The 12,196-nt window shown below is 54.4% G+C and carries 12 protein-coding genes, 1 other RNA gene and 1 pseudogene; 8 read left to right on the top strand and 6 right to left on the bottom strand.

What is annotated here, in order from left to right:
* Positions 1–150: 150 nt before the first annotated feature.
* On the bottom strand, positions 151–429 hold the full coding sequence (locus tag N1078_RS13705; protein WP_274088731.1) for an HU family DNA-binding protein: 279 nt from the start codon (positions 427–429) through the stop codon (positions 151–153).
* 147 nt (positions 430–576) lie between these two features.
* On the opposite strand from N1078_RS13705, the pseudogene N1078_RS19715 reads away from it, so the two are divergent.
* The 3 genes and pseudogenes from N1078_RS19715 to ffs all read left to right on the top strand — a co-directional run.
* A pseudogene (locus N1078_RS19715) lies at positions 577–1,353 on the top strand (MCP four helix bundle domain-containing protein); the annotation flags it as partial.
* 78 nt (positions 1,354–1,431) lie between these two features.
* The gene (locus tag N1078_RS19720; RefSeq protein WP_425917979.1) at positions 1,432–2,211 is read left to right on the top strand and encodes a methyl-accepting chemotaxis protein; all 780 of its coding nucleotides are present in this window, start codon (positions 1,432–1,434) and stop codon (positions 2,209–2,211) included.
* 100 nt (positions 2,212–2,311) lie between these two features.
* An RNA gene (ffs, locus tag N1078_RS13715) (signal recognition particle sRNA small type) lies at positions 2,312–2,408 on the top strand.
* A gap of 259 nt (positions 2,409–2,667) precedes the next feature.
* On the opposite strand, the gene N1078_RS13720 is transcribed toward ffs, so the two are convergent.
* Together N1078_RS13720 and N1078_RS13725 are read right to left on the bottom strand one after the other, a co-directional pair.
* On the bottom strand, positions 2,668–2,955 hold the full coding sequence (locus N1078_RS13720) for a DUF3509 domain-containing protein (RefSeq protein WP_274088733.1): 288 nt from the start codon (positions 2,953–2,955) through the stop codon (positions 2,668–2,670).
* A 70-nt stretch (positions 2,956–3,025) separates the two neighbouring features.
* Positions 3,026–3,247, bottom strand: a complete 222-nt coding sequence (locus tag N1078_RS13725) for a hypothetical protein (protein ID WP_090242392.1) — start codon at positions 3,245–3,247, stop codon at positions 3,026–3,028.
* A 461-nt stretch (positions 3,248–3,708) separates the two neighbouring features.
* Between N1078_RS13725 and dnaX the strand changes: the two genes are divergently transcribed.
* The 4 genes from dnaX (at position 3,709) to N1078_RS13745 (ending at position 8,084) form a co-directional block, all read left to right on the top strand.
* The gene (gene dnaX, locus N1078_RS13730; protein WP_274088734.1) at positions 3,709–5,730 is read left to right on the top strand and encodes a DNA polymerase III subunit gamma/tau; all 2,022 of its coding nucleotides are present in this window, start codon (positions 3,709–3,711) and stop codon (positions 5,728–5,730) included.
* A 17-nt stretch (positions 5,731–5,747) separates the two neighbouring features.
* Complete coding sequence (locus N1078_RS13735; protein ID WP_090242388.1) at positions 5,748–6,074, top strand: YbaB/EbfC family nucleoid-associated protein; 327 nt, start codon at positions 5,748–5,750, stop codon at positions 6,072–6,074.
* Between the two features lie 154 nt (positions 6,075–6,228).
* Positions 6,229–6,828 (top strand): recombination mediator RecR, encoded by a 600-nt coding sequence (gene recR / locus N1078_RS13740; protein WP_274088735.1) that lies wholly within the window; start codon positions 6,229–6,231, stop codon positions 6,826–6,828.
* Positions 6,829–6,935: 107 nt separating this feature from the next.
* Positions 6,936–8,084: an acyl-CoA dehydrogenase family protein gene (locus N1078_RS13745; RefSeq protein ID WP_274088736.1), complete on the top strand. Its 1,149-nt coding sequence runs from the start codon at positions 6,936–6,938 to the stop codon at positions 8,082–8,084.
* Between the two features lie 77 nt (positions 8,085–8,161).
* Here N1078_RS13745 and N1078_RS13750 read toward each other — a convergent pair whose 3' ends face one another.
* Positions 8,162–8,374, bottom strand: a complete 213-nt coding sequence (locus N1078_RS13750; RefSeq protein ID WP_069516724.1) for a cold-shock protein — start codon at positions 8,372–8,374, stop codon at positions 8,162–8,164.
* Between the two features lie 614 nt (positions 8,375–8,988).
* Between N1078_RS13750 and N1078_RS13755 the strand changes: the two genes are divergently transcribed.
* A complete protein-coding gene (locus N1078_RS13755; RefSeq protein ID WP_274088737.1) occupies positions 8,989–10,548 on the top strand; it encodes a cation:proton antiporter family protein in 1,560 nt (519 codons plus the stop codon).
* A gap of 65 nt (positions 10,549–10,613) precedes the next feature.
* Here N1078_RS13755 and N1078_RS13760 read toward each other — a convergent pair whose 3' ends face one another.
* Positions 10,614–11,162, bottom strand: a complete 549-nt coding sequence (locus tag N1078_RS13760; protein WP_274088738.1) for an adenine phosphoribosyltransferase — start codon at positions 11,160–11,162, stop codon at positions 10,614–10,616.
* A 28-nt stretch (positions 11,163–11,190) separates the two neighbouring features.
* Positions 11,191–11,925 carry a fumarate/nitrate reduction transcriptional regulator Fnr gene (fnr, locus tag N1078_RS13765; RefSeq protein WP_274088739.1) on the bottom strand — a complete coding sequence of 245 codons (735 nt, stop codon included), beginning with the start codon at positions 11,923–11,925 and terminating at the stop codon, positions 11,191–11,193.
* Positions 11,926–12,196 lie beyond the last annotated feature (271 nt).

Consider the following 12,196-nt stretch of genomic DNA (forward strand, 5'->3'; position numbering starts at 1 on the left):
CTCCCCATGTGAGAGTAGGTCATCGTCAAGCACCTACACCAAAACCCCCGATCAGGAAACTGGTCGGGGGTTTTACTTTGGGCACAGAAAATTTTTAAAGCCTAGCGTTGGCTCTGTTACGAAGTGCGCTCCTACAGAGCGCACCTAAACTCAGTTTATTGCGTCGCTTAGCGCTTTTGCCGGTACGTATTTGACGATTTTCTTGGCAGAAATTTGTAGCGCTACACCGGTTTTTGGGTTGCGGCCGGTACGCGCGGGGCGCTCGCTCACTTTAAGTTTACCAATGCCGGGTAGAGTGATCTCGTCACCATTTTCCAGTGCGTCGGATACGATCTCGCTCAACTGTTCAAGTGCTGCGCGTACTGTGCTTTTCGGTGTGTCGATGGCTTCCGCAATGTCGTTGATCAGCTGATCTTTAGTTATTGCCATGGTTACGTTCCTTTTGGGTTGATGCGGATTGAGTGCGGGTCAGGGTATCTGCCCTCAGTGAAAATTTGCGTGCGCAAAAGTCATTCGCAGTGAGTCTGGGGCGCGGTCTATGCTGATGTTACTTAGTCATTGTTTTGGAGAGCCAGCATGCTGCGTGTCTTTGCTGATTTAGGTTTTCGCTGGAAGATCGCACTTCCCATTTTGTTGCTGGCGGTTTTGCTTGTTTCTATGGGTGTTCTCGGGATGCGAGGGATTACCCAGGTCGCGGACTCAAGCACGAAGCTGACTAATCGTTTCTTGCCGGGCATTAGCTTGCTGTTGAATGCGGATCGCGATCTCTATCAGGCGTTTGTTGCAGAGCGCAGCTTACTTGATGAAGGGGTGGGGGCAAATGCTGATGCGCTGACAGCAGCCCATACGGAGAACTTGCAGCAGGCTTATGACCGCGTACATAAATTCGCAGGTATGCAGCCTGGCAGTGAAGCGATGCTATTAGTTACGCAGTTCGACGCAGGCTTCGAGCGCTGGAAGGCAACCTCGCAAAAGGTCTTACAGTTAGCTATCAGTGATCCTCAGGCGGCAAGTGTGTTGAGTTTCGGTAGTAGCGAAGAGCAGTTTGAGGCAATGCGCACCGCGATTGACAAGCTGGGCGAGATGGATGATCTGGCAGCTAATGCCGAAGGGCTTGCAGCCATAGCGCTGGGCGAAACTCTGAGCTGGCAGCAGGGGGTGATTATTGCCATCGGCTTAGTCGTTTGTCTCGTATTGGTCGTTGGTTTTCCAATCCTTGTCACGAGGCCATTACATAACTTGCTTAACCGTATTGAGCAGGTTGCTGACGGTGATGGCGATCTGCGGGTGCGCTTGGATGTGTTGTCTAATGATGAGTTGGGTAAGCTCAGTCATGCATTCAATCGCTTTCTCGATAAATTGCAGCCGTTGATAAAAGAGGTTGGTCGAGTTACGGGTGAGGTCGAAAGCTCTGCGCAAAATCTGGCAGGGATGGCAGCAGCCAATGATAGGTTGATCAGCAGTGAGCACGCAGCAGTAGATCAGGTGAGTACTGCGGCAACGCAGATGAGCTCTGCTGTGCATGAAGTAGCACGTAATGCGCAAAATGCAGCTGACGCGGCTCGTGGTGCAGAAGCTCAATCACGAGAGGGCGCGCGAGTTGTTGGAGCAACGATCAACTCTATTCGTCAGTTGGCGCAAGAAGTCGAAAGTGCTTCGGTAACTATCCAAACCCTTGAGCAGGAAGCCACCAATATTGGTGCGGTACTAGCTGTTATCAGGGGCATTGCTGAGCAAACCAACTTGTTAGCATTGAATGCGGCGATTGAGGCGGCACGCGCCGGAGAGCAGGGGCGCGGTTTCGCGGTTGTGGCGGATGAGGTGCGTGCACTGGCAGCACGTACGCAGGAATCGACTAAGGATATCCAGGTGATGATCGAGCGCCTGCAAGTTGGTGTGCAGAATGCCGTTAAGGCGACTCATTCAGGAAGTACCAGGGCGCGACAAAGTGTTGAGCAAGCGGCTGGCGTGGATCAGGCACTCACTGACACTAGCGATTCGGTACAGCGTATCAACGACATGACGGCGCAGATCGCAACAGCTTGTGAGGAGCAGAGCAGTGTGACCGAGGAGATTGCACGTAATATCAGTGATATTCGCGATCTGTCTGATGAAGCAGCAAAAACCTCTGAGCAGAGCGCTAAGGCCAGTCAGCGGCTATCTGAGTTGTCACATGGATTGACTAAGTTGGTTGGTAGGTTTCGCGTCTAGCGCGCGATTAATTAGGCTAAGTGTTTGAAACGGTTGTAACTTCAAGTCAAGCCGGTACAATACCTCGGCTCGCTTCTGGTGAGCTGCGTTATGGTGGTCCTGCCGGTCCCCTCGCAACGATTAACCGTGAACCCGGTCAGGCCTGGAAGGGAGCAGCCGCAGCGGTGACATTGTGTGCCGAGGTGTGGCTGGCAGGGCTGCCTCCAATATCCCTATGGTAACGGCTCATCTACTGAGTAAGTACCAGTCTCCATTCTCTCTATCATCAAATACCCTGTCTGTTAGTCATCGATCTCTGCTGAGCGTGAATTAGCGTCCTTGTCTTTTATTGCGCTTAGCTGGCAGTCAGTGCACTGGCCATCACTGCTCATGGCTGTCGATTAAAAAATGCTTTTCGCGATGATCGTAAGGGCAATTATATTGCGGGCCCGGCAGTGAGCTGGGCCTCGCGCCTCCTCAGTTTATCTGGTAGCTGAGGACGCTGTCCTGCTCCTTTAGTGCTTTGCGCATGTCGGCGGGGATGTTGCCAGAGCGCATTGCAAGCTCTAGGCGGATGTCTTCAAGGCTTTGTGCGAATGCCTGTGAGTCAGCACGTTGAGCGGCGCTGAGTACGCGGCTATAGGCAGTGGCGTCGCTAGCATCGAGTAATGATAGGACGATTCCGCCATCTGGGCGGGGCGTGCTGAATGTGGCGCGCAGTGGGGAAAACAGCTGTTCGACGAGTTGGCGATTAATGCTATCCATGACGATGCTCCATCCTGAGGGTGATAGATTCAGACCCCAAGATGGCTCGATGGTTCGCTACCTTCGGTAATCAGGCCGCCAGTGATTGTCGGGCACGCTCAATGACTTGCTGTAGGTGCGCGGCACCGTACTGGCCGGGATATAGGCGCTGACTGTGCTTGGCGATGCCAGCATCGTTGACGATGGTGAAGCTAAAGCTGCCTTTGCGGGCGGCAAGGATGCGGCAATCAAGCGGTGCAAATGCACTAGATAGGGTGCGAATGGCATCCTGAATTTGGTGTTGAGTATTCATTTTTTGGTATTTCCTAAAACAGCAGGCGCGTCATTGCGCTTAATAGAGCTCCAGGCGGTCGACTTAAATTGTCTATTGCATGTGCAAATTGGAGCTGGACTGCGCGCACAAGTTCCCATTTAGGTTGCTTTGTGCGGGTCGGTACTTCGGAGGCGGGCTTGAGTCAGCGCTTGCGCGGGACGGCCAGATCAGTCAGCAGGTTGGGTCGAGAGGCTAGAGCTGTGCGGCATTACCCTTGGGTTATGCGCTCTTGCTTGGGAACCATCGAGGTGGCCAAAAGGCCTAATTGACTTACAGCGTGGTACGAACAGGGCAGAGAATACTCGCTTGGTTAATTATTAGCCAGCTCATTTGTCAGTAATCTGCTGGGCGGTCATTCGTGGGCTGCGCATCAGATGCAATTTAGCCCCTGCTCCGTTAGGATTAGCGTCACTTTTGCTTTCCTCTCGTGACGGGTTTCGATGAGTTATCAGGTTCTTGCACGTAAGTGGCGTCCGCGCTCGTTCAGCGAAATGGTTGGCCAGACTCATGTGCTTCGGGCGCTTATCAATGCGCTCGATAGTCAACGTCTGCACCACGCCTATTTGTTCACGGGTACGCGTGGCGTAGGTAAGACAACGATTGCGCGGATTATTGCCAAGTGCCTGAATTGTGAAACTGGCATCAGCTCGACACCCTGCGGTGTTTGTTCGATCTGTAAAGAGATTGATGAAGGTCGCTTTATTGACCTGATTGAGGTCGATGCGGCCAGCCGGACCAAGGTGGAAGACACCCGCGAGTTGCTCGATAACGTGCAGTATTCGCCCAGCCGTGGACGTTTCAAGGTCTACCTGATCGACGAAGTGCACATGCTCTCCACCAGCTCCTTCAACGCCCTGTTAAAAACACTGGAAGAGCCGCCTCCTCACGTCAAATTCCTTTTGGCGACAACTGACCCACAGAAACTGCCGGTGACAGTGCTGTCGCGTTGTTTGCAGTTCTCGCTGAAGAACATGCCGCCAGAGCGAGTGGTTGATCACCTTAGTCATGTTTTGGCCGCCGAACAGATTCCATTTGAAAATGATGCGCTGTGGCTACTCGGCCGAGCAGCAGACGGCTCCATGCGTGACGCCATGAGCTTGACCGATCAGGCGATCGCTTTTGGTGAGGGCAAAGTTTTAGCGGCTGATGTGCGTGCCATGTTGGGGACTCTCGACCATGGTCAGGTTTATGGCGTGTTGCATGCTTTGCTTGAGGGAGATGCCCGCGGCCTTATTGAAGCGGTGCGGCACTTGGCAGAGCAGGGGCCGGACTGGAATGGTGTGTTATCCGAAATACTCAATGTGCTACACCGTGTGGCTATTGCACAGGCGCTGCCCGAGGCCGTGGATAATGGTCAGGGCGACCGTGAGCGGGTCCTTGAGCTGGCGAGCGTCCTGCCCAGTGAGGACGTGCAGTTCTATTATCAAATGGGGTTGATTGGACGACGCGATTTACCATTGTCGCCAGATCCGCGTAGCGGCTTCGAGATGGTGTTGTTGCGTATGCTGGCCTTCCGCCCAGCGGATACTCATGATGCGCCCAGGGTGGTGCTAAAGCCGCTAGGGATTAGCCAGGCCACTGCTGATCCCGCGAACAACCCAGTGGCCGGTACTGCTCACGCAGCTCCGGTTAGCACTTCTGTTGCAATTGTCGCTGAATCTCAGCCGGCGCCAGTTGTTGAGGCGCCACCCGCTGCTGTTGTTGAGCCGCACGTTGTGTTGGCGCCTGAAGTTGTCAAAGAGCCTGCCGTGCAGTCTGCGTCTGTCGACATTGCCCCTAAAAAGGTTGTTGACTTGCCCTGGGAAGAGCCGGTTCAGACGCCGGTTTCTAATGCGCATGAACCTGTCGTGCCTATTACTGGCGATGTAATTGTTGAAGTGCCACAGCCCGCAATACCCGATCCGCTCCCCGTGACATCGTTGGTTGATGACGACGATGAGCCGCCGCTGGGCGACTACGACTATGTCGAGATGGATGCCGAGTCGTTTGATTATGATTTTGACGCCGTAGAGCGCAGTGAGTCTGCCGAGTCAGAGGTGTTACCCGCTGCCCAGCCGGCAACAGGGCTTGCTGCTGAGTGGCTGGAGTTATTCCCTAAACTTGGGTTGTCTGGGATGACTGGCAGTATCGGAGCCAACTGCACGTTGATTTCTGTTGAGGGCGATAACTGGTTGTTGCACCTCGATCCTGCGCAGTCGGCGCTGTTCAACTCAACTCAGCAGCGGCGTCTTAATGATGCGCTTAATCAGTTTCACGGGCGCGAACTCAGTGTGTTGATTGAGTTGCATAAGCCTGAGCAGGAAACCCCTGCGCAGGCTGCGGCGCGCAAACGCGCTAATCGACAGCGTGATGCAGAGGCGTCGATCGAGAAGGATCCTTTGGTCCAGCAGATGATTCAGCAATTCGGTGCGGTGATTCGCGCAGACAGCATTGAACCCCTAGATACTCCTGTTAACCCCTAATTACCGAGGATTACCCCATGATGAAAGGTGGCATGGCCGGCCTGATGAAGCAGGCTCAGCAGATGCAGGAAAAAATGCAGAAGATGCAGGAAGAGCTGGCGAACGCCGAAGTCACCGGTCAATCCGGTGCTGGCTTGGTCAGCGTGGTCATGACTGGGCGTCACGATATCAAGCGTGTCAGCCTGGATGACAGTCTGATGCAAGAAGACAAGGAAATCCTTGAGGACCTGATTGCTGCTGCGGTGAACGATGCCGTGCGCAAAGTTGAGCAGAATAGTCAGGATAAGATGTCCGGTGTGACGGCGGGTATGCAGATGCCACCAGGCTTCAAAATGCCGTTCTAAAAAGTTATCCCGGCTAGCGCAGATGACTGCGCTGCAGCGGGTGTAGGCGCCCTCAGTCTGCCCCCGCTTATGGCTAGCTCTGCAAGGTATTAACAGCTTGCAGGGTGACTGATATAGCAAGTGCTTCAATCTTTGTTGTCGTTGAGTATTTCCCATGAGCTTTAGCCCGCTGATCCGTCACCTGATTGACTCTCTACGCATCCTTCCCGGCGTTGGGCAAAAGACCGCTCAACGTATGGCGTTACAAATGCTTGAGCGTGATCGGGCAGGAGCGCTGCGTCTGGCTCAAGCGCTGACTCAAGCGATGAGTGGGGTCGGATACTGCAAGCAATGCCGCAGCCTGAGCGAGGAGGATGAGTGCCAGATTTGTCTTAATCCGCGTCGAGATGACAGCCTGCTGTGCGTCGTTGAGGGGCCGATGGATGTTTATGCCGTCGAGCACACAGGGTTTCGCGGTCGCTACTTTGTGCTCAAGGGGCACTTGTCGCCACTCGATGGCTTGGGCCCAGAGGCAATAGGCATTCCAGAGCTGCTAGAGCGCATCGCAGCAGGCAGTTTTAGTGAGGTGATTCTGGCAACCAACCCAACGGTCGAGGGTGAGGCTACAGCGCATTACATCGCTCAGCTGTTAGCGGGCAAAGGTCTAGTTGCTTCGCGCATTGCCCACGGTATGCCTTTGGGTGGTGAGCTGGAATTGGTCGATGGCGGTACCTTGGCGCATTCGATTGCTGGGCGGCGGCCTATCTTGCTTTAGCCTGCGATTGTCTAACGACTCGATTTGCGTTAGCGCCTTTTTAAGCATCCTCTTGTAAACCAAGCAAGCGCTTGGTAATTTCGCTGAAACCTTAGCGGAGTTACCTCATGTCTGCCTTCCAAGAATATTTTGACGACTCACACCAGTTGGTGCGCGATTCAGTTCGGCGCTTTGTCGAGCGCGAAATTCTGCCGCATATCAATGAGTGGGAAGAAGCTGAGGAATTTCCTCGCGAGCTTTATCTGAAGGCGGGTGCGGCTGGGATTCTCGGCATCGGTTACCCAGAAGGGTTTGGAGGCAGTCATGAGGGTGATGTGTTTGCCAAGGTTGCTGCCAGCGAGGAGTTGATGCGCTCGGGCTCTGGTGGTCTCGTGGCCGGGCTTGGATCGCTGGATATCGGTTTGCCTCCCGTGGTGAAGTGGGCCAAGCCGGAGATACGCGAGCGCATCGTGCCGCAGGTGTTGGCAGGTGAGAAGATCATGGCACTGGCGGTGACCGAACCGTCCGGCGGCTCGGATGTGGCCAATCTGAAAACTCGTGCAGTGCGCGATGGCGACTACTACCGCGTGAGTGGCAGCAAAACCTTTATCACCAGTGGCGTACGCGCCGATTACTACACAGTTGCTGTGCGTACCGGTGGTGATGGCTTTGGTGGTGTCAGCCTGTTGCTGGTGGAGAAGGGCACACCTGGTTTCACTGTAGGGCGCAAGCTGAAGAAGATGGGTTGGTGGGCGTCGGATACGGCGGAGCTATTCTTCGATGACTGCAGGGTGCCTGTAGGCAATCTGATCGGGGCTGAGAATATGGGTTTTGCCTGCATCATGGCAAATTTCCAGAGTGAGCGTTTGTCGCTGTCGATCATGGCCAATATGACGGCGCAGTTGGCGCTTGAGGAAGCGCTGAAATGGGCCAAAGAGCGCGAAGCGTTTGGCAAGCCTATCGGCAAGTTCCAGGTGCTCAAGCATCGTCTGGCGGAGATGGCGACCCAGCTTGAAGTGTCGCGCGACTTTACCTATCGGCAAGCGGCGAAGATGGCAGCGGGTAAAAGTGTGATTAAGGAAATATCCATGGCCAAGAACTTCGCCACTGATATTGCCGATCGACTGACCTACGACGCCGTGCAGATCATGGGCGGCATGGGCTATATGCGTGAAAGCCTGGTGGAGCGGCTGTACCGCGATAACCGCATTCTGTCGATTGGTGGAGGCTCGCGTGAAATCATGAACGAGATCATCAGCAAGCAGATGGGCTTATAGGTTCGCTGGGGGTTTTACAAACAGCAGATAAAACAAACCCCGCGAGCGCGGGGTTTGTTTTAAAGCAGGACAGAGGCTTAAGCCACCTGTACCTCTTCAGCTTGCATACCTTTCTGACCGCGAGCGGCCACGTAGGTAACAGTCTGGCCTTCTTTCAAGCTTTTGAAGCCATCGCTCTGGATAGCTTTGAAGTGAACGAAGAGATCGTCGCCGCCGTTAGTTGGGGTGATGAAGCCGAAGCCTTTCTCATCGTTGAACCATTTAACGGTGCCAGTTTCGCGATTTGCCATGGTGTGTCTCTTAAATCGATACGAATTGCGGTGCCAGAGTGTTCATAGCACCTATGCGGTTTTGCTGATAACTACAAGAAGTCAGCTCAGCCATAATAGGCCGTTTTTACGGGAAGTGTTGGGTTTAACATCAATTATTCATTTTTTTATCAGCCTGAAACTCCTTATAGCCCTATTTTACTGGGCTGCAGGTGTTTGGGTATTTGATAAATGGTACGTCTCAGGGCCGTGGGCACAGCTTAAATCCACCGATTTTTCCCTAAAAACGCATTGAGTGGCGCAGTCCATCAAGGCTTTTGGGGTGGCTATTGGCTTCGGTGAATGGTCGGTTTCGTTGTGCTGAGCACTAGGAAAACTTCAGCACGCCATCTGCGGCATGCTATTTCTCACTCAAGCGTTCTGCCAGCTGCCGCTGAGCGAGTCTGGTGTGATCAGTGGTGTCTGTGACTTGCTTGCGGCGTACCGCATGTTAGAAAGCCGGTCCGTTGCACTTGCGGTGGCTGATGTTGATCAATATTGCTGAAGCGCTACGCCCGTATGCTATTAAGTTACTTCGCCCGACTCGCTGAGATGTTTGCTGGCTTGGCGCTTGTTTCTGCTGATAAGGATTACTGATGATTGAAGCTGCCTGGATTGCTTTTGCCTTTGGCATGGGCTTGGCTGCACGAATTGTGGGGCTGCCGCCATTGGTGGGCTACCTGGGGGCAGGCTTTGCTTTGGCAGCCGTAGGTGAGTACATCGGTGTTGGTCCACATGACAGTGAGGCGCTGCAGCACATTGCTCATTTGGGTGTGCTGTTGTTGTTGTTTACCGTGGGTCTAAAGCTGAAACCGAGCAATCTGCTGCGGCGCGAGGTGATTGGCGGTGGGTTGCTGCACTTCGCCATTTCCAGCGTGCTGTTTCTCCCCGCAATCAGGCTGCTACTCGATTTACCTTGGTTGCAGTGTTTATTACTGGCGAGTGCACTGTCATTTTCCAGTACGGTGTTGGCGGCCAAAGTACTCGAAAGTAAGCGCGAGCTTCGGGCGTTTCACGGTCGTGTCGCAATTGGTGTTCTGGTGCTTCAGGACATGATTGCTTTGCTGGTAATGAGCCTGGCGGCTGGGGATTTGCCGTCACCTTGGGCGTTGCTGGTTTTTGCCTTGCCGTTTCTGCGTCCTCTGTTATTCCGCTTGCTTGATGCCAGTGGTCACGAGGAGCTGCTGCTGTTGCTTGGCTTGCTTTTGGCGTTGGCGGTCGGTGGCTTCGGCTTTGAGCAATTAGGGCTGAGTTCGGAGCTAGGCGCTCTGGCATTTGGCGCGTTGTTAGCGAAGCATAAGCGCGCTACCGAGTTGTCCAACTCATTGTGGGGTATCAAAGAAGTCTTCTTGGTTGGCTTCTTTTTACAGATCGGGATTGGCGGTCTTCCGGATGCGGATGCGCTGAAGTTTGCGCTGGTGATGACGTTGCTATTGCCGCTCAAGGGCGTGCTGTTCTTTTTTCTGTTTCTGCTCTTTCGCTTGCGCGCGCGCAGTGCTTTCCTCGCGGGTGTCAGCCTTACCAACTACAGCGAATTCGGCCTGATTATGGCCAGTGTCGTGCTGCCGCAATGGCTGATTCCGTTGGCCATTACGGTGGCGTTGTCGTTTGTTGTCTCCGCTCCACTCAATCGTATCGTTCATCTGCTCTACGAGCGTTGGTCTTGGTGCTTAATCCCCCTAGAGCGCAATATCCGCCACCCCGATGAGCAACCGCTATCGCTGGGCGATGCACAAACATTGGTAATGGGCATGGGGCGCACTGGCCGCGCGGCTTACGATTATCTGAAGGAGCAAGGCTATCGTGTGGTTGGTCTTGATTCCGACCCTACTGTGATTGAGCAGAGTAAGGCGGCTGGGCGTCACGTGCTGTTTGCCGATGGTGAAGATCCGGTGTTCTGGCAGCACCTGGATATGCCCAAGGTTGATGCAGTAATCCTGACGCTTAACGATGAAGAGACCAAGGTGATTGCAACGCAGAAGCTGCGCGAGCGCGGTTTTAGTGGTTTGCTGGTGTCCCACGCAATGTACGAAGACATTGCCAAGCGCATTCAGGAAGCGGGCGCTGATCGTACCTACCTGACCATGAGTGAAGCCGGCTCTGGCTTGGCTGAACATGTGATCAGAACATTGGAGAGCCGTACCGAGGCGTCCTGAGGCTCTCGGAGAATTGGAAACCAAAACGCCCGCAATAAAGCGGGTGTTTCGTTGATTGTTGGGTATTACTGGTCGGTGAGGGCGAAGCGGGTAAGGGCGAAAGTGGCGATGCCACTGTCCTGCAGTTTCTGTGAGCCACCTAGCTCGGGCAGGTCGATGATCGCGGCAGCTTCAATGATGCTGGCGCCCATGCGTCGTACCAATTGTGCAGCCGCGAGCAAGGTGCCACCAGTTGCGATCAGGTCATCGAAAATCAGCACTTTGTCGCCTTCGCAGAGGCTGTCGGCATGCACTTCGAGCTTGGCTTCGCCGTATTCGGTTTGATAACTCTCACTGAGCACATCAGCCGGCAGTTTGCCTTGCTTGCGAAACAGCACCAGGGGCTTGTTCAGCTCATAGGCGATGATTGAGCCGATCAGAAAACCACGCGCATCCATAGCGCCGATGTGGCTGAAATCGGCTTCGACGTAACGCTGGATAAAACTGTCGGCGACCATGCGCAGTGCACGTGGCGACTGGAACAGCGGGGTGATGTCGCGAAAGATCACCCCCGGCTTGGGGAAGTCCAGCACCGGGCGGATCAGGGTTTTGATGCTGAATTCGTCGAAGATCATCTGTTGGGTCCTGCGCTGGGCGGTTCTATCAGCTGTCGAGATTACCGCCAGCCAGGGCGCACAGCTCGATCGGGTCGAGGATCTGCACTTCTTTGCCTTCGGCTTCGAGCAGCTTGTTCTGTTGGAAGCGGGTAAATACCCGCGATACGGTCTCTACTGCAAGACCTAGATAGTTGCCAATTTCGTTGCGCGACATGGCCAGGCGGAACTGATTGGCCGAGAAACCGCGTGCGCGGAAGCGGGCCGAGAGGTTAACCAGGAAGGTGGCGATGCGCTCATCGGCGGTTTTCTTCGACAACAGCAACATCATCTGTTGGTCATCGCGGATCTCCCGGCTCATAACGCGCATCAGCTGGCGGCGCAGTTGCGGCAACTGCACCGACAATTCGTCAAGACGCTCGAAGGGGATTTCACACACTGAGGTGGTTTCCAGGGCCACGGCCGATACCGGATAGGTCTCGTTGTCCATGCCCGACAGCCCAATCAGTTCACTGGGAAGGTGGAAGCCGGTGATTTGTTCATCACCGCCATCGCTCAGGCTGAAGGTTTTTAGCGCGCCGGCACGCACGGCAAAAACCGAATTGAAGGCATCGCCCTGGCGGAACAGAAACTCGCCTTTTTTTAGTGGGCGGCCGCGTTTGACGATGTCGTCGAGGGCGTCCATATCTTCCAGATTCAGCGATAGCGGCAGGCACAAACTCGCCAGGCTGCAGTCCTTGCAATGGGCTTGATGGGGTGCGTGCAGCTTGATGTTTTCGGACATCTCGAATGATCCTGGATAAACACACAATAAGCGCAAGGTTACAGCAGGGCGCAGGGTTGGGCCACTAGGATGCGGTTCTTGAGTGCATGATCAAGTTTGATGGCGCTCGGGAGATAGGTCGGATGACCTTAAAAGATATGCAATGAGCCTCTCTATTTGTCTGGAGTTGGTCGATGCGGGAAGCGGCATGAATACTGTGCTGGAGCGTAAGCGTGCTGTGGTCGAAGGCTGCGTTCAGGGCGACACGAAGGCGCTGTAGACGCTCCTGACA

It is taken from the genome of Pseudomonas sp. MIL19, assembly GCF_028680365.1.
GTDB lineage: Bacteria > Pseudomonadota > Gammaproteobacteria > Pseudomonadales > Pseudomonadaceae > Aquipseudomonas > Aquipseudomonas spirodelae.

What these genes read in the sequence shown, in the direction of transcription:
- fnr (WP_274088739.1), bottom strand. Translation starts at nt 11,925, where the DNA reads ATGTCCGAAAACATCAAGCTGCACGCACCCCATCAAGCCCATTGCAAG.
- N1078_RS13755 (WP_274088737.1), top strand. Translation starts at nt 8,989, where the DNA reads ATGATTGAAGCTGCCTGGATTGCTTTTGCCTTTGGCATGGGCTTGGCT.
- N1078_RS13705 (WP_274088731.1), bottom strand. Translation starts at nt 429, where the DNA reads ATGGCAATAACTAAAGATCAGCTGATCAACGACATTGCGGAAGCCATC.
- recR (WP_274088735.1), top strand. Translation starts at nt 6,229, where the DNA reads ATGAGCTTTAGCCCGCTGATCCGTCACCTGATTGACTCTCTACGCATC.
- N1078_RS13725 (WP_090242392.1), bottom strand. Translation starts at nt 3,247, where the DNA reads ATGAATACTCAACACCAAATTCAGGATGCCATTCGCACCCTATCTAGT.
- N1078_RS13720 (WP_274088733.1), bottom strand. Translation starts at nt 2,955, where the DNA reads ATGGATAGCATTAATCGCCAACTCGTCGAACAGCTGTTTTCCCCACTG.
- N1078_RS13745 (WP_274088736.1), top strand. Translation starts at nt 6,936, where the DNA reads ATGTCTGCCTTCCAAGAATATTTTGACGACTCACACCAGTTGGTGCGC.
- N1078_RS13760 (WP_274088738.1), bottom strand. Translation starts at nt 11,162, where the DNA reads ATGATCTTCGACGAATTCAGCATCAAAACCCTGATCCGCCCGGTGCTG.
- dnaX (WP_274088734.1), top strand. Translation starts at nt 3,709, where the DNA reads ATGAGTTATCAGGTTCTTGCACGTAAGTGGCGTCCGCGCTCGTTCAGC.
- N1078_RS13735 (WP_090242388.1), top strand. Translation starts at nt 5,748, where the DNA reads ATGATGAAAGGTGGCATGGCCGGCCTGATGAAGCAGGCTCAGCAGATG.
- N1078_RS13750 (WP_069516724.1), bottom strand. Translation starts at nt 8,374, where the DNA reads ATGGCAAATCGCGAAACTGGCACCGTTAAATGGTTCAACGATGAGAAA.
- N1078_RS19720 (WP_425917979.1), top strand. Translation starts at nt 1,432, where the DNA reads ATGGCAGCAGCCAATGATAGGTTGATCAGCAGTGAGCACGCAGCAGTA.